Raw genomic sequence first — 23,350 nt, 5'->3', positions numbered from 1 at the left:
CCCCTCCTACCTGAGCTTCGGGTCGAGCGCGTCGCGCACGGCGTCGCCCAGCATGATGAACGCCAGCACGGTGATGCTCAGGAACACCGCCGGGAACACCAGCGGCAGCGGAGCCTCCAGGAACCTGCTCCGGGCGTCGGCGATCATCAGACCCCACGAGATGTCCGGGGGCTGCACGCCGACCCCCAGGAAGGACAGCGCGGCCTCGGCCGCGATGAACCCGCCCAGGTTGATGGTGGCGACCACGATGACCGGAGCCAGCGCGTTCGGCAGCAGGTGCCGGAACATGATCCGGCCCTGTCCCGCGCCGAGCGCCCGCGCCGCGACGACGAAGTCCTGACTTCGCGCCGTGATCACCGCCGCTCTCATGATCCGGAACGTCATCGGCCACGACAGCACCGCCAGCGCCATCACGACGATCCAGATGCCCATGTCCTCGCCGCGGAAGGTGGCCGTGATGAGCAGTGCGCCCAGGATCATGGGGATGGCGAAGAACACCTCGGTGACCCGGGAGGACACCGTGTCCACCACGCCGCCGCGGGTGCCCGCGATGAGGCCGAGCAGGCCGCCCACGATCGCCGTGATGACGGTGGTGGTGACGCCGATCAGGATCGAGTTCTTCGCGCCGTAGATGGTCCGGGCGTACACGTCGCAGCCCTGGTTGTCACGCCCGAAGATGTGCCCCGTGCTCGGTCCCTGGCGGGCGGTGGCGAGTTCGCAGGTCCGGGCGTCCAGCGGGTTGATGGACGTGAACAGCGACGGCCAGAACGCCATGATCATCAAGATCGCGATGAGCACCAGCGACATGATGAACATCGGCCGCCGCCGCAGGTCGTGCCAGGCGTCGCTCCACAGGCTCGCCGGCTTGCCCTCCTTCGGCCTGCGGCGCTTGCCGGGCGAGGGGGCCGTCGTCGCCTGGTCGGTGGTGACCGTCTGCTGTGGGGTGTCTCTACTCATAGCGGATCCTCGGGTCGAGCACTGCGTACATCAGGTCGACGACCAGGTTGGCCAGGATGTACACCAACACCAGGACTGTCACGATGCCTACGACGATGGGTTGCTCGCGCAGGTAGACGCCGTTGTAGAGCTGCAGGCCGATCCCCGGCAGGTTGAAGATCGTCTCGGTGATCACCGCGCCGCCCATCAGGTTGCCGAGGTCGGCGCCCAGATAGGTGACCATGGGGATCAGCGCGTTGCGCAGCCCGTGCCGGCCGATGACCCGGCGCCGCGACAGGCCCTTGGCGGTCGCCGTGCGGATGTAGTCGGATCTCAGCGTCTCCACCAGGCTCGTCCGCGTGAGCCGGGTGAGGTACGCGATCGACACGCCCGCCAGCACGAACCCTGGCAGCAGGTACGATTTGAGCCCCTGCGTGGCGCCCGAGATCGGGAAGAACTCGGTGCCGGTGACCTGCTTGAGCCACACACCCAGCCACAGCTGCAGCACGAAGCCGCTGACGAGCGTGGGAATGGAGATGAGCAGCAGCGTCGAGGCGAGGATCGCCGTGTCGGTCGCCCGTCCGCGGCGCAGCGCGGCCCACAGGCCGAGCAGCACCCCGATGATCGCCTCCAGGGTGAGGGCGACGAGGGCGAGGTTGAGCGTCACCTGCAGCTTGCCGGCCAGCAACTGGGTGACGGGGACTCCGGCGAAGGTCTTGCCGAAGTTGCCTTCGAGAACGATGCCCTTGATGTAGTGCCAGTACTGGATCAGCAAGGGGTCGTTCAGGTGATATTGCTCGCGAATGATCGCGACGATGTTGGGATCCTGTCTCTTCTCACCGGCCAGCGCCGCGACGGGGTCGCCGGGTAGCGCGAAGACGATGGCGAAGATGAAGAAGGTTGCGCCCAACAGCACTGGCAGCGCCTGGATCAGGCGCCGGATGATGTAACGGCCCATTCAAGTCTCCCGTACATGCCAGAAGGCAGTGACGCGGACCGAAGGGGTTGTGCGGCCTGCGCGACTGCCTTCCTGGCGGCTCACGAGGGGCGGGCGGGCCTGGGCACGCCCGCCCCCGGGAACAACGTCAGGCCTTCTCGACGTCAGCCCACTCGACCTGGTTGAGCAGGTTGATCTTGACGTTCTTGACCTTGGTGGAGTATCCGGAGTTGTTCCGGTAGAAGTACACCGGGACGTACGGGAGGTCCTTGATCAGGATGTCGTCGGCCTGCTGGTAGAGCTTCAGGCCCTCTTCGGCGGTCGGCGCCTGGTCACCCTTGGCGACGGTCTCGTCGAACTCGGGGTTGGTGTAACCCGCGTAGTTGGAGCCCGTCTTGATGGCGCCGGTCGAGAAGATCGGCGTCAGGTAGTTCTCGGCCGACGGGTAGTCGATCGCCCAGCCCATCCGGAACATGCCCTTGTACTTCTTGGCGTCCAGGTCGTCCAGGATGCTGGCGAACTTCTCGAACGGCTTGACCGTCACCTCGACGCCGAGGTTGGCGCGGAGGTTGTTGGCGACGGCCTCGATCCACTCCTTGTGGCCACCGTCGGCGTTGTAGCCCAGCTCCAGCTTCTTGGGGCCGTTGGCCGCGGCGTACTGCTCCTTGGCCTTGCCGGGGTTGTAGGAGCAGGCGGCGCAGGCGCCCTGGCGGTAGCCCGCGATGGCCGGGTTGATGAAGTCGTCGGCCGGGGCGCGGGTGCCGGAGAAGACGGTCTCGGCGATCGTCTTGCGGTCGATGGCCATCGAGATGGCCTCCCGCATCTTGACGTCCTTGTACTCGTCGTTGTACTGCAGCGGGAAGCCGATGTAGCCGATGCCGGCGTCCGGCTGGTCCTGGTAGCGGTCACCGAGCGCGGTCTTGGCGCTGGCGATCGCCGACGCGGGCAGCGAGTCGTGGATGTCGATGTTGTCGCCCTGGAGATCGTTGTAGGCGGTCTCCGAGCTGTTGTAGAGCTTGAACTGGAGCTTGGTCCAGCCGTTCGGCTTCTTGCCGGGGTACTTGTCGTACACCGACAGGTCGATGGTCTGGTCGGTGCCCTTCTTGTAGGGCTTGTCCAGCTTGAACAGACCCTGCCCGATCGGCTTCTCGCCGAACTCGGCCGTCACCTTGCCGTCGGCGCCGAAGGCCGCCTTGGGCAGGGGGTAGAAGGCGGTGTAGCCCAGCATCGTCTTGAACTGCGAGAACGGCGCGGCCAGGGTGACCTGCAGGGTCGTGTCGTCGACCGCCTTGAGGCCCTTCATCTCCTTGGTGGAGGGCGTCTTGCCCTCACCCGGGTTGAGGTCCTCGTAGCCGTCGACGCGGCCGAAGAAGTAGCCGGCGTCCTGGGCGTTCTCCTGGTTGGCGGCGTAGTTCCAGGCGTCGACGTAGTTCTGGGCGATCAGCGGCTCGCCGTTGTGCCAGGTGTAGCCCGACTTGAGCTTGATCGTCCAGACCTTGTTGTCGTCACTGGTGATCGACTCGGCGGCGGCCTCGACCGCCTCCTTGTTCTCGTTGTAGTTGACCAGCGGCTCGAAGATGGCGGCCAGCGCCTCGGCACCCTCGGATTCGGTGGTGCTGGAGGGGACCAGCATCTTTTGGGGCTCACCGAGCTCCATGCGGACCGGCGTGTCGGCACTTGTTCCGGAGTTGCCGGTCTCAGTGCCGCTGCCGCCGCCACACGCGGCAACCGCGACGGCCAGCAGCGCGGTACCGGCGACGATCTGTGCGCCCTTAGTAACACGCATGGTAAGAGTGTTCCTCCCTCTACAAGTGGGCGTTAGCGCTGAGCTGCGATGAACGTGAGCAGCCTGACGGGGGGTTAGGTAATCCCCCGGGTTTGGCTGACATGGTCAAACCAGCCGACGCCCTGCCAGTCGATCGCGACTATCCCTCACTACGTGCCACCAGCGAGTCTCTGGCGCGTTGCAGTTCGGTCACACAAGCGACTATCCAGCTTCACCGACATATGCCAAAGAAGGCCCAATACCGCATATAACCGTCAGACGGCACACCAGTGGACGTGGACAGTCGAGCAAAAATACCTCTTACCGAACCGTGCTCGCGCCCTTGCCCGCCGCGCACCGAGGCTCTGGGCTACGGTTGTGCGAGTCTTGGCGACGCCTTGGAACCAGGCGCTCCGGGACACCGTCCAACAGACTGCCGCACGACCCCGTGACCGGCACCCCGACGACCCGAATCCAATAGAGTCCATGCCATGAGTCAGCCGGAATCCGCTGTGGCGGACGCCCAGGCGGGCGGCCGGAGCGGGCAGGAGCCGCTGGCCAAGCTCGCCGCGAGATACGGGCTTCGCCGTGCCATGGCACGGCCGAGGTTCACCGTCTACGTGCGCCAGCTCTGGGAGCGACGGCACTTCATCCTGACCTACGCGACCTCGCGGAACGTCTCGAAGTACTCCAACTCCGCCCTCGGCCAGCTCTGGCAGGTCCTCACCCCCCTGCTCAACGCCGCCATCTACTACGTGATGTTCGGCCTCATCCTCGGGGGCAGGGGCAACATCGCGAACTACACCGCGTTCCTGCTCACCGGGATGTTCGTCTTCACCTACACGCAGCGGACCGTCACCGCTGGGGCCAAGTCGATCTCCGGCAACCTGTCGCTGATCCGCGCCCTGCACTTCCCGCGCGCCTCCCTCCCGCTCGCCTACACGATCCAGGAGCTGCAGCAGCTCGCCATCTCCATGGGCGTGCTGCTGCTGATCGTGGTCGCCACCGGCGAGTTCCCCACCTGGCTGTGGTTGCTCATCCCGGTCGTGCTGCTGCTGCAGACGATGTTCAACGTCGGCGCCGGGCTCATCATCGCCCGCCTCGGCTCCTCCATGCGCGACCTCAACCAGCTCCTGCCCTTCATCACCCGCACCTGGCTCTACGCCTCGGGCGTCTTCTTCTCGATCCAGGAGAAGGTCGTGGGCAGCGCCGAGCTGCCCCAGTGGGTCGCCGACGTGATGTACTACGCCAACCCCGCGGCCTCCTACATCGAGGTCATGCGCGACATCCTCATCACCAAGACCGATCACGTCCCGCCGCAGTCCGTGTGGATATCTTGCGTATTCTGGGCAGTGTTCACACTCGGCTTCGGCTTCTGGTACTTCTGGCGTGCCGAGGAGAGGTACGGGCGTGGCTGAACTGACCGAGGAGCTGTCACTGGTGAAGGGCGAGGAGCCCGCCGTCCCCGCCAAGGCCGGCACTAACGGCAAGGCCGGTACGGGTGGCAAGGCAGACCCCAAGCCGGCCGCGACCGGCGGCAAGTCCCCGCTCGACGTTCCCACCGGCACCCCGACCGTCATCGTCGACGACCTCCACATCGTCTACCGCGTCTACGGCGCGGCCACCGACACCGAGAAGGGCAACGCGGTCAACGCCCTCACGCGCATCCTGAAGCGCCAGGGCCGGCCGCAGATGAAGGAGGTCCACGCCGTCAAGGGCGTCTCCTTCGTGGCCTACCACGGCGACGCCATCGGCATCGTGGGCCGCAACGGCTCGGGCAAGTCCACGCTGCTGCGCGCCATCGCCGGCCTGCTGCCGCCGCACGCCGGCGCCGTCTACACCGACGGCCAGCCGTCGCTGCTGGGCGTCAACGCCGCGCTCATGCGCGACCTGACCGGCGAGCGCAACATCGTGCTCGGCTGCTACGCCATGGGCATGAGCCCCGCCGAGGTCAGGGAGAAGTTCCAGGAGATCGTCGACTTCTCCGGCATCGACGAGTTCGTCCAGCTCCCGATGTCCACCTACTCCTCCGGCATGGGCGCCCGGCTGCGCTTCGCCATCTCCTCCGCCAAGACCCACGACGTGCTGCTCATCGACGAGGCCCTGGCCACCGGCGACCGCGAGTTCCGCAAGAAGAGCGAGAAGCGCATTCGCCAGATCCGCGAGGAGGCCGGCACGGTCTTCCTCGTCGCCCACGACCTCCGGGTCATCGAGGAGACCTGCAACCGGGTCATCTGGCTGCACAAGGGCAAGATCAAGATGGACGGCGACCCCAAAGAGGTCCTCGCCGCCTACAACAAGGGCTGACCTCCCCCTTCTCCCCGCAAGCCCGGCGCGACACGAGTGACAAGCGCCTGACAGGGTGACGCGTGTTCGGATATGATTCGAACGTTGTTTCGATACGACGGGACTGATGGAGTGGAGGCGCGATGGGAGAGCTTTCGGCCGCGATCGACCACCTGGCCGTCGAAGACGTGTCAGAGATTCCCCGGACCGAGCTGACGGCTCAGCTCATCGACCTCCACTGGCAGATGGCCAGGCTGCAGGCCCAGATCGCCCGCCGCACCGGCGTCCGCCTCCCCTGACCGACCGGTCGCCGCTCCCCCGCGACCACGTCGCCGCCGCCTGCCGCCACCGACCACGCGCGTGGCGGGCGGCCGTCCCGCTGACACGCGAATGCCGCCGATCCCCCATGGGGACCGGCGGCAGGCTGCACCCCGCGCCGCGCCGCCGCCCTGCAGTGGCGGCGCGGCGCGCGAGCGCGACCCGGGTGGCGGCCCGGGCCCGGGTGCCGGTGAGCGGTTCGGGCGCGTCCACCCGCACCGCTCACCAGACCGCTCGCGTCCGCGAGGGCCTCTCACCCACGTGACCCGCCCGCCGGCACCCGGGCACCATGGGCGCCGGCGAACCGGTCACGTCTGTCCGTTCAGCGGTGCCGCGATGGCGCGGAGCACCGCAGGCTGCGGTGCTCCACGGGCTGCGGTGCTCCGCAGGCTGCGGTGCTCCGCAGGCTGCGGTGCCGGCACCGCCGGCTGCGACCCAGAGCCCGCCGCGTGCCGCCTCCCGACCGTACGACGGGCAGCCGGAGCGTCGGCACCTTCTGACGCCCCACTTTTGCCGTCACCACGGATCGGCGGCCCGCACCGGGCGCCACGGTCACGTCTGGAGACCGGCTCCGGGCAGGCCGGCACCACGCGGGCCGGCGAGCGCCGACCCCGCACCGGGCAGACCGGCGGCGGGCAGCCTCGCACCCGGCAGACCGCCGGGCAGGCCGGCACCGGGCAGGCCGGCGGCGGGAAGACCGGCGTTCTGCAGGCCCCCACGGGGCACACCCGGGTTCGCAAGGCCCGCGTTCGGAAGTCCTGTACTCGGGAGACCTGCGCTCGGAAGGCTCGGCTTGGGCAGGCCCGGGCGCGGCAGAGCCACGTTGGGCAGGCGCCCGCCCGGCAGGCCCGTGCCTGGCAGACTCGCGCTCGGCGCGCTAGCACCCGGCACGCTCCCACCCGGCAGACCGTTACCCGGCAGGACCGCGCGGGAGACCCCGACGCTCGGCACCCCGGTGCCGGGCAGGCCGGTCCCCGGGACGACGACCCGGGAGACGCCGGCTCCAGGGCGGTCCGCGCCCGACGCGAGATGCCGGTGGACGCGGCGCAGCTCATCGGTCCTGCGCAGGACGGCCCGGCCGTCCTCTCTCGGAGCATTGACCGAGTGCAGCACGCCGGCCACCTGCGGCGGCCGTGAAGCACCGGGCAGCACGCCACGAGTGGCCCTCACGGCAGGTACCGCACGACCCGACTCTCCCGTGACGGGAAGCCCCTGGCCGCCCTTCACCGCGGCCGCGCCCTGCGGCCTGGCGGCCTGCGACGTGGCGGCCTTCCCGCTGACGGCGGCCCTTCCCGGCTGGACAGGACTCGCCGGTTCGGTGGTCCTCGACCCGGCGGCCGGGTTCGCCACCTTGGCGGTCGTCGCCCCGCCGGCCGGGTTCGCCACCTTGCCGGTCGTCGCCCTGGTAGCCGGGTTGCCCCCCTTGGCGGGCCGCACACCGGGGGTCCAGGTACGGAGCTTGGTATCCCGCTCCCTGATGATCGGGCTCCGGGCCTTGGTGATCTGGGCGCCGAGGGTCCGGGTGCCGGTGACCGAGCGGACGGGCGCGCGGTCGGTACGGCCCCGCACAGCGCCCGAGGCCACGGGAGGCACGGCGGCGCGGACCCCGTCCGCGACAGCCGGGCGACGAGGCCGTCGAACCGGGCGAGCGATGGCACCATCTGCGCCGGGCCGAGCCGCCGCGTCCGCCCCGGCGAGCGCGGGAGCGACGGGCAGGCCGGGCGCGGACACGGGAGCACCACCCGGACCGGGCACAGGAGCGGGAGCGACGGGCAGGCCGGGCGCGGGCACGGGCGCGCTACCCGGACCGGGCGCGGGCACGGGAGCGACGGGCAGGCCGGGCGCGGGCACGGGCGCGCTACCCGGACCGGGCGCGGGCACGGGAGCGACGGGCAGGCCGGGCGCGGGCGCGCCAGGCAAGGCCTGCGCGCCGACCGGAGACGCAGGGGGCAGGGCCGCGCCGGCGGCGTCTCCCGTGACACCACCCGCCGTGCCCCCCATGTTTCCCGCGGTGTTCCCCGCGGTGTTCCCCGCTGTGCCCCCCGCTGTGCCCCCCGCCGCCCCTGAGGCCGGGCCGTTCGGGTGGTCCCCGGGGACGGCCGCCGGCGGCGTCCCGGGGGACGGACGGCCGAGGAGCCCGCCGCCGCCCGGCTCGTCACCGGGAACGGCGGTGAAGCGTTGCTCCAGCGCCTGGGCCGGCGTGGCCGCGAGGGCCATCGCCAACCCGAATGACGCAGCGGCCACGGCCGCCTTGACTACACGATCCATGATTGCCTTCCCGGCTCGTGATCCGACCGCTCCCGGAAAACGCGGGAAAAGCGCGTCGGATGACCCCCGAATACCAAGCCGGACGCGTTATGGACACCACACGTGACGCGCCGGCCCGGCTGAGCTACCGGCGAAGTTCTATCACCTCGTCCGGGCCGCCCGCAGGCCACGCCGATCCAGCGTGACGAGAGTTTGACGGCCCGGCGAGGGGCGGAGCAGAAGTCGCGGCCGGACGACAATTCGGGAAATAGCCGGAGGCTATTTCGGATATTCCGGTGGCGTTCCCGCATGGCCGCCCGGCACCCGGACGGCCCGCGCACAGCGGACGGGAAAAGCGAATGCCACGGGCCGGGGGCACAGATTTTCCGGTCGCGGGATACGCGCTTGAACCGCTCAGACGAGCAGCAGCGACTCCTCGGCCTCGAAGGGGAAACGGTCGGCGAAGGCCGGGCGCAGATCGGTCAGCCACACCGCCGCCGGGTCGTACTTGGCGAAGAACGGGCGGCCCACCAGCGAGGGGTCACGCGCCTGGATGAGGTGGAGCATGAACACGCGCTCCCCGGCGATCTCGGTGACGCCGTCGACGCAGACCTTGCCGGGCGTGGCCGACATGGACGGCCCCCGGACCGTGCGGCAGAGCCCGGACACCGAGGCGTAGGCGTCCCTGAAGATCTCGTACGCCCGCGCGAGCGGGACCGCGAAGTAGTCCTGCGGCCCGGTGTCGCGCTCGACGAACATGTAGTAGGGGATCATCCCCATGTGGTGCTGCCGGCGCCACATGCCCGACCACACGCCGGCGTCGTCGTTGATGGATCTGATCAGCGGCGCCTGGGTCCGGATCGTGGCCCCGCTGTCGAGGATCCGCCGGACCGCCGACTCCACCAGCGGGGACTCCAGTTCGCGCGGGTGGGTGAAGTGGGCCATGAAGGCGAGGTTCTTGCCCGCCGCCACGACCTGTGAGAACAGCTCCAGTGTGGAGTCGGCGTCGGGGTCGGTGGTGAAGCGCTGCGGCCAGTAGGCGAGCGCCTTGGTGCCGATGCGGATCGATTCGAGCTGTTCCAGCGCCAGGAGCGGTTCGATGTACCGCCTGATCACCGGCTCACCCATGATCATGGCGTCGCCGCCGGTGATCAGGACGCTGGTGACCTCGGGGTGCCGCTGGATGTAGTCGACCATCTGGCCGATGTCGTCGGAGGCGAACTTCAGGTCGGCGTCGCCGACGAACTGCGCCCAGCGGAAGCAGTAGGTGCAGTAGGCGTGGCACGTCTGCCCCTGTTTGGGGAAGATGAGGACCGTCTCCGGATATTTATGCTGCAGGCCGGGCACCGGCTCGTTGCCGATGCGGGGCACGTTGAGCTCCATCTGGCCCGCGGGGTGCGGGTTGAGCTGCGCGCGCACGCGGTTGGCCTCGGCCTGGATCTCCGCGTTGGGAGCCTCCGCCTTCAGCAGGTCGGCCAGCCGAGCGACGTCGGCCTCGGGCAGCATGTCCGCCTGGGGGAAGACGAGGCGGTACATGGGGTCGTCGGGCGCCGCCGACCAGTCTATGAGTTCGTCGACCACGTAGGCGTTGGTCCGAAAGGGCAGCACTGTGGCGACGGCGCGGACCCTCAGCCGCTCGTCGTCGCCCAGGCCCGCCCGCTGCAGGAGCTCGTCGAGGTGCTTGGACGTGTATGCCCGGAAGCGTCGCGTGCCTGCCTGGTTCAAGATCACTAGGCCTTTCCTATCTTTTTTGTTCGATCGCCGGTAAACCTCATGGCCGTGTCGCGCGTCTAGGGTTCTTATATCGGGACGCGGCCCGCGGGGGCTACGGTTCCCGCCGAGGTCGAAGAATTTGCTCAGGATTCTCGACTCTCGCGACATATCGCGTTGGCGCGTACACTGACGAACGTGACCGACGACACCGGCCTGCGCGCCTCCGACGCCGACCGTGACCGCGTGGCCGCCGTGCTCGGCGAGGCCCTCGCCTCGGGACGACTCACCAGCGTCGAGCACGCCGACCGCCTCGACGCCGCCTACACGGCCAGGACGGTCGGTGAGCTCGTCCCCCTCACCCACGACCTTCCCGACGTGGCCGCCTCCCGCGCCCCCGCCGCCGTCGAGCGGCAGACGATCGACTCGACGTTCAGCAAGGTGATCAGGAAGGGCCGCTGGGTCGCCTCCCGGCACACCAGGCTGTCGGCCAGGTTCGGCGCACTGATCGTCGACCTGTCGCAGGCCGTGCTGCCCGGCCGTGAGATCACCATCGAGGCCGACGCCCGGTTCGCCAAGCTGATCGTGCGCGTCCCCGACGACGCCAGGGTGATCGACGAGGGCGGCTCCATGTTCGGCAAGCGCGACGTGACGGGCGGCTCCGACGGCGACGGGCCCCTCATCCGCATCGTCGGCAGGTCCATGTTCGCCAAGGTGATCGTCTCCCGGGGCGTCTCCGACTGGAACCTGAGGTAGGGCCGCTCCGGGCACCGGTTAGCCTTGGCATGCATCCCGCCTGCGATGCGGACACACCCGGGCCCGCGTTCCGGCCACCCAGTGATGGCGGGGTGGCAGCGGGCTCGCATGCCGTACGAGGTGACCAGTGTCCGACAGCAAGCCGATCGCGCTCGACGCCATGGGCGGCGACCACGCACCCCACGAGATCGTGGCAGGCGCGGTGCACGCCGTCCGCGAGCGCGGGCTGCCGGTCGTGCTCGTCGGCTCGCCCCGCGTGCTGTACGAGGCGCTCGCCGACCACGACGCCACCAGCGAGATCCCGATCGTCCGGGCCGAGGAGGCCCTGTCGATGGACGAGGGCGCGCTGGCCAGCCTGCGCCGCCCCCGCTCCAGCATCGCGATCGCCAGCCACCTCGTCCGGCGGGGCGACGCCTGTGCCGTGGTGTCGGCCGGCTCGACGGCCGGGATCGTGGCCACCGGCCGGCTCCGGCTCAAGGCGCAGCAGGGCGTGCTCCGCCCGGCCATCGCCGTCGCCCTGCCCACCCAGCCGCAGCCGACGCTGCTGCTCGACGCGGGCGCGAACGCCGAGATCAAGCCGGAGATGCTGGTGCAGTTCGCGCACCTGGGCTCCGCCTACGCCGAGCTGGCCTTCGACATCTCCAGACCCAGGGTCGGCCTGCTCACGATCGGCAGCGAGCCCGAGAAGGGCACCAAACTCGTCAAGCGGGCGCACGAACTGCTGCACGCCTCCACCGGCATCCACTTCACCGGCAACATCGAGGGCTACGACCTGCTCAACGGGGTCGTGGACGTGATCGTCACCGACGGCTTCACCGGCAACGTCGCCCTGAAGACCATGGAAGGCGCCGTCCGCTACGCCTTCCAGCAGCTCAAGGAGACGATCCACGACCACCCGGCGGCCCGGCTGGGAGCGTTCCTGCAGCGCTCGCGCATCCGCGACCTGCACCGCCGGCTCGACGCCGAAGCCCACGGCGGCGCGGTGCTGCTCGGCCTCAACGGCACCGTGGTGATCGCCCACGGCTCCTCTCGCGCCCAGGGCGTCAGCGCCGCCTGCCGGCTCGCCGCCGACCTGGCCGCCGGCGGCATCGTGGCCAGGATCGGCGAACGGGTCGCCGCGACCCAACGCTCAAACAAACGGCGATAACCCCCACCGTGTGGCAGTCTTGGGCGGTCCACACAAACGGGGGGATGGGTGGAAGGGCTCACCTCGGCACAAGTTGCCCAGGCGAAGCGGAACATCGTTCCGCGCCGCTCCAGCAGATCGTTCGGCGCGATCATCAGGGCCAACGTCTTCACACTGTTCAACCTGGTCATCGGCGCGCTGTGGGTGCTCATCCTGGTCTTCGGGCACTGGCAGGACAGCATGTTCGGCCTGGTGATGGTGGCCAACGCGCTGATCGGCATCGTCCAGGAGTGGCGCGCCAAGCGCACGCTCGACCAGCTGGCCGTGATCAACGAGGCGCCGGTCACGGTACGCCGTGACGGCCGCGACCGGGAGCTCCCGCCGCACGAGGTGGTCCTCGGCGACCTCGTCCTGCTCGGCCCCGGCGACCGGCTGCTGGTGGACGGCGAGGTCGTGCACAGCGACGGGCTGGAGATCGACGAGTCGCTGCTCACCGGCGAGGCCGACCCCGTGCACAAGCAACCCGGCGACCAGGTGCTCTCGGGCAGCTTCGCCGTGGCAGGCTCCGGCGCGTTCGTCGCCACCAAGGTCGGCACCGACGCCTACGCCGTCCGGCTCGCCGAAGAGGCCAGCGCGTTCCACCTCGCCCACTCCGAGCTGCGCGACGGCGTGCGCAACTTCATCAAGTACATCACCTGGCTGGTGCTGCCGATCGGCGCCCTGCTGACCTACAGCCAGCTCAGCAACTCGGCCGACTTCAGCACCGCCATCACCGGCGCGGTCGCCGGCATCGTCACCATGATCCCCGAGGGCCTGGTGCTGATGACCTCGATCGCCTTCGCCGTCGGCGTCGTACGGCTGGGCCGGCGCAAGTGCCTGGTCCAGGAGCTGCCCGCGATCGAGGGCCTGGCCAGGGTGGACGTCCTCTGCCTGGACAAGACGGGCACGCTGACGGCCGGCGGCATGGACCTCGACCGGGTGCTGCCGTTACGGGCCGACCGGCCGGTGCACGAGGCGCTCGCCGCACTGGCCAACGCCGACCACCGGCCCAACGCCACCGCCCAGGCCATCCAGGCGCGCCACCCGTCGTCGCCCGACGGGTGGCGAGCCACCGAGACCGTGCCGTTCTCCTCGGCCCGCAAGTGGAGCGGCGCCGACTTCGGGCCGCACGGAGCCTGGGTGCTCGGCGCTCCCGACGTGCTGCTCGGCGAGGACCACGACGGTTACCGGCAGGCCGCGACGCTGGCGGCCACCGGCGCGCGGGTGCTCGCGCTCTGCCGTACCGGCGACCTGTCCACGGTCACGTCCGACGCGCCCGGTGGTTCCGGCGCGTCGGCGGCCCCGGAGACCCCGGAGACCTCGGAGACGGAGTGCGTGGCGCTCGTCACGCTCAGACAGCGCATCCGGCCCGACGCCCACGAGACGCTGGCGTACTTCGCCCGGCAGGGCGTCACCGTCAAGGTCATCTCCGGCGACAACCCCGAGGCGGTCGCCGCCATCGCCACCGGCCTCGGCATCCCCGACGGCCACCGGGCCGTCGACGCCAGGAGCCTGCCGGACGACGACCCGGACAAGCTCGCCGAGATCCTCGACAACAACGCCGTCTTCGGCCGGGTCACCCCCCGCCAGAAGCGCCAGTTCGTCACCGCCCTGCAGTCCCGCGGCCACACCGTGGCGATGACCGGCGACGGCGTCAACGACGTGCTCGCGCTCAAGGACGCCGACCTCGGCATCGCGATGGGCGCGGGCAGCCCCGCCACCAAGGCCGTGGCCCAGGTGGTGCTGCTCGACAACCGGTTCGCGACGCTGCCGCACGTGGTGGGCGAGGGCCGCCGCGTCCTGGCCAACATCGAACGGGTCTCCGGCCTCTTCCTCACCAAGACGTTCTACGCGATCGTGCTGTCCCTGCTCACCGGAGTGCTCGGGATGATGTTCCCGTTCGCGCCGCGGCACTCGACGCTGGTCAACGCGCTGACGATCGGGGTGCCCGCGTTCTTCCTGGCGCTCGCGCCGACCCTGGAGCGAGCACGGCCCGGGTTCGTGCCGCGGGTGCTCCGCTTGGCCGTACCGGCCGGAGTGGTGTGCGCGGCCGCGGTGATGCTGTCGTTCTGGGTCGCGCACAGCGACACCTCCACCCTGAACGAGGACCGGACCGCCGCGGTGATCGCGCTGTTCCTCACCACGTGGTGGGTCCTCGTGCTCGTCGCCAGACCGCTCACCTGGTGGCGGGTCGTGCTGGTCGGATCGATGGCCGTGCTGTTCGCGGCGGCGCTCGCGCTGCCGACCGTACGAGAGCTGTTCGCCCTGGAACCCAGCGGCGCCGGCACCGATCTGGCCGCCGTCGGCATCTCCGCGGTCGCCGCGCTGACGATCAGCGTCGCGGTCAGGCTCGCCGGTACCCTTAGAGCATGACCGACCCGCAGATTGTGCTCGCCCAGCGCGTGCAGCAGGCTCTCGCCGCCGCGTTCGGGGCCGAGCACGCCGACGCAGACCCGCTGATCCGGCCCTCCCAGTTCGCCGACTTCCAGGCGAACGTCGCGATGAGCCTGGCCAAGCGTCTGCGACGGTCGCCGCGGGAGGTCGCCCAGGCGCTCGCCGCCGAGCTGTCCGACTTCCCCGGCACGGTCGAGGTCAGCGGCCCCGGCTTCCTCAACATCACGCTCGACGACTCGTGGATCGCCGGCGAGGCCACCGGCATGCTGCGCGACCCGCGCGCCGGCGTCGGCACGGTCACCCCGGCGCAGACCGTCGTGATCGACTACTCCGCGCCCAACGCGGCCAAGGAGATGCACGTCGGCCACCTGCGCACCACGATCGTCGGCGACGCGCTGGCCCGCGTCCACGAGCACGTCGGCAACACCGTCATCCGGCAGAACCACCTCGGCGACTGGGGCACGCCCTTCGGCATGCTCATCGAGCACCTGCTCGACATCGGCGAGGAGACCGCGGTCGCGCAGCTCGAGGCCGGCATGGGCACCGAGTTCTACCAGGCCGCACGGGCCAAGTTCGACGGCGACGACGGTTTCAAGGCGCGCTCCCGCACCCGGGTGACCACGCTCCAGTCGGGCGACGCCGACACGCTGCGGCTCTGGCACGTCTTCATGGACGCGACGGTCCGCTACTTCAACAAGGTCTACGGCATGCTCGGCGTCACCCTCACCGACGCCGACATCGCCGGCGAGAGCATGTACAACCCGATGCTCGCCAAGGCCTGCGACGACCTGGAGGCGGCCGGGGTCGCGGTGCTGAGCGAGGGGGCCCTGTGCCTCTTCCCGCCCGGGTTCACCGGCTCCGACGACAAGCCGCTGCCGCTCATCATCCGCAAGAGCGACGGCGGCTACGGCTACGCCTCCACCGACATGGCGGCCATCCGCTACCGCGTGCACGACCTCAAGGCCGACCGCATCCTCTACGTCGTCGGCGCCGACCAGGCACTCCACTTCCGCATGGTGTTCGCCGCCGCCCAGCAGGCCGGCTGGCTGCCCGACACCGTCTCGGCCGAGCACGTCCAGATCGGCATGATGCTCGGCAAGGACGGCCGCCGCTTCAAGACCCGGTCCGGCGAGTCGATCAAGCTGATGGAGCTGCTGCAGGAGGCCGTCGAGCGGGCCTCGGCCGCCATCGCCGAGCGCGGCTACGACGAGGCGACCCGGGCCGAGATCGCGCAGGCCGTGGGCATGGGCGCGGTCAAGTACGCCGACCTGTCGGTCAGCCACGACAGCGAGTACGTCTTCGACTTCGACCGCATGCTGAAGTTCACCGGCAACACCGGGCCGTACATGCAGTACGCCACCGCCCGGATCCGGTCGATCTTCCGTAAGGCCGGGGTCATGCCCGCCGACGCCGACGGCGCCATCGTGCCGGCCGAGCCGGCCGAGCGGGCGCTGGCCCTGCACCTGCTGCGTTTCGGCGCGCTCGTGGAGCAGGTCGCGACCGCCTCCGAGCCGCACGCCCTGTGCGCCTTCCTGTTCGAGACCGCGAGCCTGTTCAGCACCTTCTACGAGGAGTGCCCGGTCGCCAAGGACGGCGTCGACGCCGAGACGAAGCGGCAGCGGCTGGCGCTGTGCGCGTTGACCCTGCGCGTGCTGGAGGCCGGCCTCGATCTGCTCGGGGTGCCCGTTCCCGAGCGCATGTGACCCTCTGCGGTGATCCGGATCGGTCGCCGCGCCGTACCTCTTGTCGTGGGCGCGCCTCCACCTGGTTGGCGCGCCCCCCGGTTAGGCTTTACGCGGTCATGAACCGAGGCCGAAAATGGGGGAGTTCTCTGCCTTGAGCACGGATCTGACTGCGGACCCCCAGGCAGCGGCAGAGCTGCACCGCTATGCCGAGGCCCTGCTGGCGCACCTGGCCGCCAACGGCGCCGCCCCTCCGTCCACGCCCGGCTTCCAGGACATCCCCGGCCACTGGCTCCCTCCGGCCGTGCACGCGCTCGTGGCGATCCTGGCCGGCGACGATCCGCTCGAACCCCTGAGCCGCGCCGCCGGCCGCGACCAGCAGCGGACCGCGCTCTTCCTCTGCCTGTCCCTGGCCGTCGCCGGCCACGGCAGCCGCATCCACGCCTCCTGGCTCGGCACGGCCTTCGGCGACCTCTCCCTCGACCAGCCCGTCACCCACGGCCAGCGCGCGCTCTGGCTGGCCGCCGCCCGTGGCGCGTACGGCCCGGCCGGCAAGATCTTCGTCCTGCGCAAGCTCGACACCCTCGCCATCCCCGACCACGCCGACCACGAGGAATGGGTGCAGGCACTCGCGCCCGGCGAGCCGGCCGTGGTCGTTCCGACGTCGCTGGCCGACTTCCCGGAGATGGCCGAGCTGCCCGAGCTGGCCAGGCCGGCCCAGGCCGCGGCGCGGCTGGCGCGGCTGCGCGCCCGCTGCCTGGAGATCACCTCTGCCGGGCAGGCCGGTCAGGCCTCCTCCGCCCCGCTCACCAACAGCACCGCGAGCCCCGCCACGGCCTGGCAGGAGGACGAGCCGATCGCCGTGCTGCGTTCGCTGGCCGGCCTCGGCGGCCCCGCCGGCCCGATGGCCTCGCTCACCTCGTACCTGCTCGACGACCTGCGCCCCGCCGCCGACCCGCACCTGGCGGCCATCGCGTTGCACGTGGCCGCGCCGATCCTCCGCGGGGTGGCAGAGGAGCTGGAGGCCGACAGCCGCCTGGAGCCGCCCGCCACGCTGACCGTGTCGCTGCTCGGCCACCCCGTCCAGCTTCACCCCGAAGGCCCCGACGACGCCTCGCTCGCCAAGGCCGAAGCCGCCATCGTGGCCGAGGGCACGCTGCCGCGCGGCACCCCGTGGGCCGTCATCGTCCTGGCCGTGGCCGGCGTCGGCTGCCTGGCCGGAGCAACGGTGGCCGGGTGGCTGCTCGCCGCGGTGGGGGTGGTCCTGCTCGGAGCCGCAGGCTGGCAGCTCTGGCGCCGCCGCGAGGCGATCGCCTCAGACGCGCGGTTCGTGGCCGCGCGAGTGGCCGAGCTCCGCGAACTCGCTGACGGTGCCGTCTGGGCCCTGCACGCCTACGCCCGCGAATCGGACGGCCGCGCCAAGCAGGCCGCCGACGACGCGGCCGAACTCACCCGCCTCATCCGCCGCGGCCCCCGCGCGGCCTGACCAACCGGCCCCCGCAGCCGTACGCATCCCACGACCGGTGATCCCAGGCAGCGGGAGATCTGCCTCGCACGACCAGCACCACCAGCGCAGCGACCTTCAAGTGCCTTGATGGACCGGCCACCCGGATGGCTCTGCCTTGGAGGGCCGGGCGCCGCGGCCGGCCCTGAGGTGATCGTCACCCGGCGAGCCGAATCCGCCCCACCCACCCCGCGCTCCACGGCCGGAAAGGCCGCACCCTCTCCCCCTGGGAGGGCACGACCTGCACAGCCCTGACTCGCTCGCCGGTCAACCGCCGAGACTCGCCGGCACCCGCCGGCACCCTTCGGCACCCGCCGGCACCCGCCGGCACGCGCCAGCACGCTTCGGCTCCCGTCGGCGCCCGCCGGCACCCCCTGGCGCCCGCCGAGGCCCGGCCGACCGAAATGCACCGGTCGGCCGCGACGTATGCGGCTCGCCTCGACCGGCCCGTCGCGACCATGCGACGGACCAGAGGCCCCGACCGGCTGCTCGGCCCTCGGTGCGGCCTAGGTGGTCTCGATCTCCACGTGCGCCGGCGCGAGCAGGAAGACGCGGTCGGCGATGCGCTCGATCCGCCCTTCGCAGCCATACGCCAGACCGGCCGCGAAGTCGACCATCCTGGTCGCCTCCGGCATCGGCATGCCCGTCACATCCATGATCACCGTCTGACCGTCACGGAAGTGCTGCCCGATCATCGGCGCGTCGTTGTACTTGAGCGGCTGGACCATCACGATCCGTGACGAGTCGACGGTTGCCCGCCACCTCCTCGCGGCCCGCTCCGACGCCGGCATGTACTCCTCTTCGTACTGCTCGTCGTCGTAGTGGTCGTCATAATGATCTATCGCGCCCAGGCCAAGGTAGCCGGCCACCTTGCGCACTGCCCCCATCGGCTTGTCCTTTCCTCAGGAACTCACCGTAATCGGCACGTCCCTACACATTGGACGGTAACCGACGATTCCGTGTTCGCCATGCGACACGCCCACGACTAATTCCATTTTGTACGGCTTGCAGTCTGCTTTCATCTGGATAACTGTCTCCCCAGATAGCATCGAGTCATGCGCGTGTTCACTGTAGACGCCTTCACCGACAGTCCGTTCAAGGGTAATCCGGCCGGGGTCTGCCTCCTGGAGGCTCCGGCACCCGACTCGTGGATGCAGGCGGTGGCCGCCGAGATGGGCCTGTCGGAGACCGCGTTCCTGCTCGGCGAAAGGCTGCGCTGGTTCACTCCGACGGTCGAGGTCTCCCTCTGCGGCCACGCGACGCTGGCCACGGCCCACGTTCTCTATTCGACCGGAGCCGCGACCGGTCAGCTCGATTTCCTGACGGCGAGCGGAACGCTCAGGGTGAATCGAGCCGCCCAGGGCATGATCACCATGGATTTTCCGGCCAAGGAAGTGACACCCACCACAGTTCCCCCGGGACTGGAAAAAGCGCTCGGCGCCATCCCGGTGAGCGTGGGCCGAAGCAGCCTCGACCTGCTGGTCGAGCTCCGGTCCGAGGACGAGGTACGCTCGCTCGCCCCGGACATCGAGGCGCTGCGCGCGGTGGACGCGCGTGGCGTCATCGTGACGGCCGCGGCGACGTCTGAGGGCTACGATTTCGTCTCCCGCTTCTTCGCCCCGAACGTCGGCGTCCCGGAGGACCCGGTGACCGGCTCCGCCCACTGCGCCCTGGCCCCCTACTGGTCCGGGCGCCTCGGCCGCGCCGACCTGGTGGGCGCGCAACTGTCCGCCCGTGGAGGGCTGGTCCGCGTCACAACGGCGGGCGACCGGGTCCTCCTGGCGGGCCAGGCGGTCACGGTCCTCTCGGGCGACCTGCACATCTGACGCCCCGTCGGCGACTGACCCGAGCCGATCACCGGCTCGGGCACCCGGACGACGCCTCTCGGTCACTCCAGCGTGGAATGGGCTCCTTGACTGCTGAGATGGGCAGCCCCCGCCTGGCCGAAGGTGATCACGATGTCCCTGCCGTTGGCGTAGCTGACCACGGGCCGCTGCAGCCTGTCACCCACCCGGCGAGCGACGCCCTGGAACAGCTCCACCATCTCAGAGGTGTCGGCGGTCACCCGGAACCGTCCGTTCGTGAGGAGCTGCTCGGCGACGAACGGGACGAAGTTCGCCTCGGCCCGGACCCTCTCCTCTGTGCTGAGCGGGGTGCGCCGGGCCGCGGGCTCAGTACCTATGGGATGGCTCATCGTGGATCTCCTTGTGATCGCCGTCCGCCCAGCATGTCATTCACACCGCCCGCTCAGGCCCGCTACCGGAGAATCAGTGACCACATGGTCGGGCACCCCGTGCGGGTTTACGACCAGAGGCACGAGAGACAGCCCGAACACCGCACCCACCGGGGAGCGTCACCGGCCATTTCTCACGGGTGCTGCGTCACGCGCCCAGGATGCCCGGCCCGCGACACGAGCGCACCCGTCTTCGTGCACGGGTCCTGCGTCACGCACCCACGATGCCCGGCCCGCGACAAATCTCGCTGCGGGTGGCGGGACCGGCCAGACGGGCCCTCGTCCACGTCGCACATCCGCCGCCGGGCCGGGCTGGACCGGCCCGAGCCGGTCTCGGCCCGGCATCGCGGCGGCCCGCCGCGACCGCCCGCGCCGCACTGGCCGCGATGATCACGGTCTCGCCGATCTCGGTGCCGGTCCCGGTGCCGATCTCGGGCCGGTCCCGGTGCCGATCTCGGGCCGGTCCCGGTGATGACCTGAAGACGTATGAGGACGTTCCCCTCCTAAGGTGTCAGCCTGCCTCGGCAGCCGCGACCATCGCGGTGGTGACGCGACCGAGGTCGGCGTCGTCGATGACGTAGGGCGGCATGGTGTAGACAAGATCCCTGAAGGGACGTATCCACACACCGTGACGCGCGGCGGCGCGGGTGGCGGCGGCCCTGTCCACGTCATGGTCGAGCTGGACGACGCCGATGGCCCCGAGCACGCGGACGTCGCGCACCTCGCCCAGCCCGCGCGCGGGGGCGAGCCCGGACCGCAGTCCCGTCTCGATCCGCTTGACCTGGCCCTCCCACGCGCAGTCCGTCAGGAGGTCGAGCGAGGCCCCCGCGACGGCGGCGGCGAGCGGATTGCCCATGAACGTGGGGCCGTGGGCGAGCACAGGGAAGTCACCACGGCCGATGCCGTGCGCCACCTCGGGCGTGCACACAGTGGCCGCCATGCTGAGGTAGCCGCCGGTGAGGGCTTTGCCCACGCACATCACGTCCGGGGCGACGCCCGCGTGGTCAGCGGCGAAGAGCGCACCGGTTCGGCCGAAGCCGGTGGCGATCTCGTCGAACACGAGAAGGACCGCATGCGTGTCGCACAACTCGCGCAGTACCCGCAGGTAGCCGGGCGACAGGAAGCGCATGCCGCCCGCGTTCTGCACCACCGGTTCGACGATGACGGCCGCGACCTCGTGCGCGTGCCGTTCGATGAGCTCGGCCAGGTGCGCGATGTAGGCGGGGTCGAGCTCGGCGTCGAAGCCCGCGGGCGGGGCCGAGGCGAAGACCTGTCGCGGCAGCACGCCGGTCCACAGGGCGTGCATGCCGCCCTCGGGGTCGCACACGGACATCGGCTGGAAGGTGTCGCCGTGGTACCCGCCGCGCCAGGTCAGCAGGCGTTGTTTGTCCGGATGGCCGAGCGACCGCCAGTACTGCAGGCACATCTTGACCGCCACCTCGACCGCGACCGAACCTGAGTCGACCAGGAAGACGTGCTCCAGCGGATCTGGGGTCATCTCCGCCAGGCGGGTGGCGAGGTGGATGGCGGGCTCGTGGGTGAGCCCGCCGAACATGACGTGGCTCATCCGGCCCAGCTGGTCGCGTACTGCGGCGTCCAGGACGGGGTGTCCGTAGCCGTGGATGGCGGCCCACCAGGAGGACATCGCGTCGACCAGCTCGATGTGGCCCTCGACCGGCTCGGCCAGCCGCAACCGTACCCCGGAGGCCGCTTCCACCAGCAGCGGGGTTTCGCGGCCCGGCATCGGCGCGTATGGATGCCACACGTGGGCCCGGTCCAGCTCCAGCAGCTCCGGGACGTGCCGGGGGTCACGCATTGGGCGCCAGGTCGGTACCGGCGCCGCGGCGGCGCAACGCCACCAGGTCGGTGCGTGGGGATTCGGCGGCCGGCGCGTCGCCGTGCTTCCTCTGCTGGTCGGGCGCGGCCGCGCCGCGGCGCTCGGGTAGCGTGGCGGACCCCGGTTCCTCGACCACGAAGCCCAAGTCCTTGATCATTTCATGGTCGGCCTTGCCGGGCTGTCCCTCGCTGGTCAGGTAGTCGCCGAGGAAGATCGAGTTGACGATGTGCAGGGCCAGAGGCTGCAGGCTGCGCAGGTGGATCTCCCTGCCACCGGCGAGGCGGACCTCCACGTCCGGGCAGACGAAGCGGACCATCGCCAGAATCCGCAGGCACCGCTGCGGGGTGAGCTCCCACGTCTGTGACAGCGGGGTCCCCTGGAAGGGGATGAGGAAGTTCACCGGCACCGAGTCCACGTCGAGTTCTCGCAGCGCGAAGGCCACGTCCACCAGGTCTGCGTCGCTCTCACCCATCCCGGCGATCAGACCGGAGCAGGCCGACATGCCTGCCTCACGCGAACGCCGGACGGTGTCCACCCGATCGGCGAATCCGTGCGTGGTGCAGATTTTGCCGTACTGGTCCTCAGAGGTGTTGAGGTTGTGGTTGTAGGCGTGGACGCCCGCCTCGCGCAACCGCGCGGCCTGCCGCTGCGACAGCAGGCCCAGGCAGGCGCAGATCTCCACGTCGGGACTGTGCTCCTTGATCGCCTCGATGGTGCCGACGACCCGCTCGACGTCCCCGTCGGTGGGGCCACGCCCGCTGGCCACCAGACACACACGCTTGGCGCCGCCCTTCGTCCCAGCCTCTGCCGCGGCGGCGGCCTCGTGCGGCTTGAGCCAGCTGTAGGTGAGGATCTCGGCTTTCGAGCCCAGCCGCTGCGAGCAGTACGAGCAGTCCTCAGGACACAGGCCCGACTTCAGGTTGACGAGGTAGTTGAGCTTGACCCGACGGCCGAACCACCTCCGCCGCACCTTCCCGGCCGCAGCCACCACATCGAGCAGTTCGTCGTCGGAAGTAGCCAGCACGGCCAGGGCCTCCTCGCGCGTCGGCGCCTGTCCGCGCAGCCCCTTGTCCACCAGCGTAGTCAACAGTTCCATGCCTCGATCCTCCGCCGGACCATCGGCGACACCCGATGGGCGATCCTGACAAGATCGTCCAGGGAACGTTGTAGAACGGCCTCATCACGGCCACGCACATAACCGGGCTGGATTCCCTGGCCGTCACGACCCGCCGATTGATCTTGTCTCCAACGCTGGCCGAGGACGGACGTGACGTCGGAGCGGCCATAATCGTGGACGACGCTCACCGCCGAGGAGAAACAGCGACGCGAGCAGGCGCGTCTTCAGGCCGGGGAGATGTTCGCGCGTGGACGAAGGACGCGGTCGTGGCCCGCCGGCTACGGGTCGGCGAGCGGTCGGTGTGCGGGTCGCAGTGGCGCGGCGCCGCTGGTGGGCTCCGACGTCGAACCCAACTCCGGGCATACGAGAAAGGGGCCCCACCCGAAGGTGAAGCCCCAATTCCCTCAACAAAAATTGTCCGGCGGTGACCTACTCTCCCACACCCTCCCGAGTGCAGTACCAT

17 protein-coding genes are annotated in these 23,350 nt (G+C 70.3%); 9 read left to right on the top strand and 8 right to left on the bottom strand.

Annotated elements, in window-relative coordinates; genetic code table 11:
• Positions 1–6 precede the first annotated feature (6 nt).
• The 3 genes from ACGF0J_RS31825 to ACGF0J_RS31815 form a co-directional block, all read right to left on the bottom strand.
• A complete protein-coding gene (locus ACGF0J_RS31825) occupies positions 7–957 on the bottom strand; it encodes an ABC transporter permease (RefSeq protein WP_393151787.1) in 951 nt (316 codons plus the stop codon).
• The gene (locus ACGF0J_RS31820) at positions 950–1,894 is read right to left on the bottom strand and encodes an ABC transporter permease (RefSeq protein ID WP_393151785.1); all 945 of its coding nucleotides are present in this window, start codon (positions 1,892–1,894) and stop codon (positions 950–952) included. The genes ACGF0J_RS31825 and ACGF0J_RS31820 overlap by 8 nt, the downstream gene beginning before the upstream one ends.
• Positions 1,895–2,021: 127 nt before the next feature.
• The gene (locus ACGF0J_RS31815; protein WP_393151783.1) at positions 2,022–3,659 is read right to left on the bottom strand and encodes an ABC transporter substrate-binding protein; all 1,638 of its coding nucleotides are present in this window, start codon (positions 3,657–3,659) and stop codon (positions 2,022–2,024) included.
• 470 nt (positions 3,660–4,129) lie between these two features.
• Here ACGF0J_RS31815 and ACGF0J_RS31810 point away from each other — a divergent pair, with 470 nt between their 5' ends.
• From ACGF0J_RS31810 to ACGF0J_RS31800, 3 genes are all read left to right on the top strand, one after another.
• On the top strand, positions 4,130–5,056 hold the full coding sequence (locus ACGF0J_RS31810; RefSeq protein ID WP_393151781.1) for an ABC transporter permease: 927 nt from the start codon (positions 4,130–4,132) through the stop codon (positions 5,054–5,056).
• Positions 5,049–5,945 (top strand): ABC transporter ATP-binding protein, encoded by an 897-nt coding sequence (locus ACGF0J_RS31805; protein WP_393151779.1) that lies wholly within the window; start codon positions 5,049–5,051, stop codon positions 5,943–5,945. Before ACGF0J_RS31810 ends, ACGF0J_RS31805 begins: the two co-directional genes overlap by 8 nt.
• 122 nt (positions 5,946–6,067) lie before the next feature.
• Positions 6,068–6,223 (top strand): hypothetical protein, encoded by a 156-nt coding sequence (locus ACGF0J_RS31800; protein ID WP_393151777.1) that lies wholly within the window; start codon positions 6,068–6,070, stop codon positions 6,221–6,223.
• 2,680 nt (positions 6,224–8,903) lie between these two features.
• On the opposite strand, the gene ACGF0J_RS31795 is transcribed toward ACGF0J_RS31800, so the two are convergent.
• A complete protein-coding gene (locus tag ACGF0J_RS31795) occupies positions 8,904–10,220 on the bottom strand; it encodes a KamA family radical SAM protein (RefSeq protein WP_393151775.1) in 1,317 nt (438 codons plus the stop codon).
• 177 nt (positions 10,221–10,397) lie between these two features.
• On the opposite strand from ACGF0J_RS31795, the gene ACGF0J_RS31790 reads away from it, so the two are divergent.
• The 5 genes from ACGF0J_RS31790 to ACGF0J_RS31770 all read left to right on the top strand — a co-directional run bounded on the left by ACGF0J_RS31790 (position 10,398) and on the right by ACGF0J_RS31770 (position 17,682).
• Positions 10,398–10,955 (top strand): DUF1707 domain-containing protein, encoded by a 558-nt coding sequence (locus ACGF0J_RS31790; protein ID WP_393151773.1) that lies wholly within the window; start codon positions 10,398–10,400, stop codon positions 10,953–10,955.
• A 127-nt stretch (positions 10,956–11,082) separates the two neighbouring features.
• Positions 11,083–12,102 carry a phosphate acyltransferase PlsX gene (plsX, locus tag ACGF0J_RS31785; RefSeq protein ID WP_393151771.1) on the top strand — a complete coding sequence of 340 codons (1,020 nt, stop codon included), beginning with the start codon at positions 11,083–11,085 and terminating at the stop codon, positions 12,100–12,102.
• A 48-nt stretch (positions 12,103–12,150) separates the two neighbouring features.
• Positions 12,151–14,493: an HAD-IC family P-type ATPase gene (locus tag ACGF0J_RS31780; RefSeq protein ID WP_393151769.1), complete on the top strand. Its 2,343-nt coding sequence runs from the start codon at positions 12,151–12,153 to the stop codon at positions 14,491–14,493.
• Entirely contained in the window at positions 14,490–16,217 is a 1,728-nt protein-coding gene (gene argS, locus ACGF0J_RS31775; RefSeq protein ID WP_393151767.1) for an arginine--tRNA ligase, read from the top strand. Before ACGF0J_RS31780 ends, argS begins: the two co-directional genes overlap by 4 nt.
• Positions 16,218–16,350: 133 nt before the next feature.
• Complete coding sequence (locus tag ACGF0J_RS31770; RefSeq protein WP_393151766.1) at positions 16,351–17,682, top strand: hypothetical protein; 1,332 nt, start codon at positions 16,351–16,353, stop codon at positions 17,680–17,682.
• Positions 17,683–18,206: 524 nt separating this feature from the next.
• Here ACGF0J_RS31770 and ACGF0J_RS31765 read toward each other — a convergent pair.
• Positions 18,207–18,587 (bottom strand): cell division protein SepF, encoded by a 381-nt coding sequence (locus ACGF0J_RS31765; protein ID WP_393151764.1) that lies wholly within the window; start codon positions 18,585–18,587, stop codon positions 18,207–18,209.
• Positions 18,588–18,755: 168 nt separating this feature from the next.
• Here ACGF0J_RS31765 and ACGF0J_RS31760 point away from each other — a divergent pair, with 168 nt between their 5' ends.
• Positions 18,756–19,526, top strand: coding sequence for a PhzF family phenazine biosynthesis protein (locus tag ACGF0J_RS31760; RefSeq protein ID WP_393151762.1), 771 nt, complete (start codon positions 18,756–18,758; stop codon positions 19,524–19,526).
• 62 nt (positions 19,527–19,588) lie between these two features.
• Here the strand turns inward: ACGF0J_RS31760 and ACGF0J_RS31755 are convergent, their stop codons facing one another.
• The 3 genes from ACGF0J_RS31755 to bioB all read right to left on the bottom strand — a co-directional run bounded on the left by ACGF0J_RS31755 (position 19,589) and on the right by bioB (position 22,866).
• Complete coding sequence (locus ACGF0J_RS31755; protein ID WP_393151760.1) at positions 19,589–19,894, bottom strand: hypothetical protein; 306 nt, start codon at positions 19,892–19,894, stop codon at positions 19,589–19,591.
• Positions 19,895–20,444: 550 nt separating this feature from the next.
• A complete protein-coding gene (locus tag ACGF0J_RS31750; protein WP_393151758.1) occupies positions 20,445–21,749 on the bottom strand; it encodes an adenosylmethionine--8-amino-7-oxononanoate transaminase in 1,305 nt (434 codons plus the stop codon).
• A complete protein-coding gene (gene bioB, locus ACGF0J_RS31745; RefSeq protein ID WP_393151756.1) occupies positions 21,742–22,866 on the bottom strand; it encodes a biotin synthase BioB in 1,125 nt (374 codons plus the stop codon). Before bioB ends, ACGF0J_RS31750 begins: the two co-directional genes overlap by 8 nt.
• Positions 22,867–23,350: the final 484 nt, after the last annotated feature.

This window comes from Nonomuraea sp. NPDC047897, assembly GCF_043204415.1.
GTDB lineage: Bacteria > Actinomycetota > Actinomycetes > Streptosporangiales > Streptosporangiaceae > Nonomuraea.
This window is presented reverse-complemented; position numbering and strand designations above follow the sequence as displayed.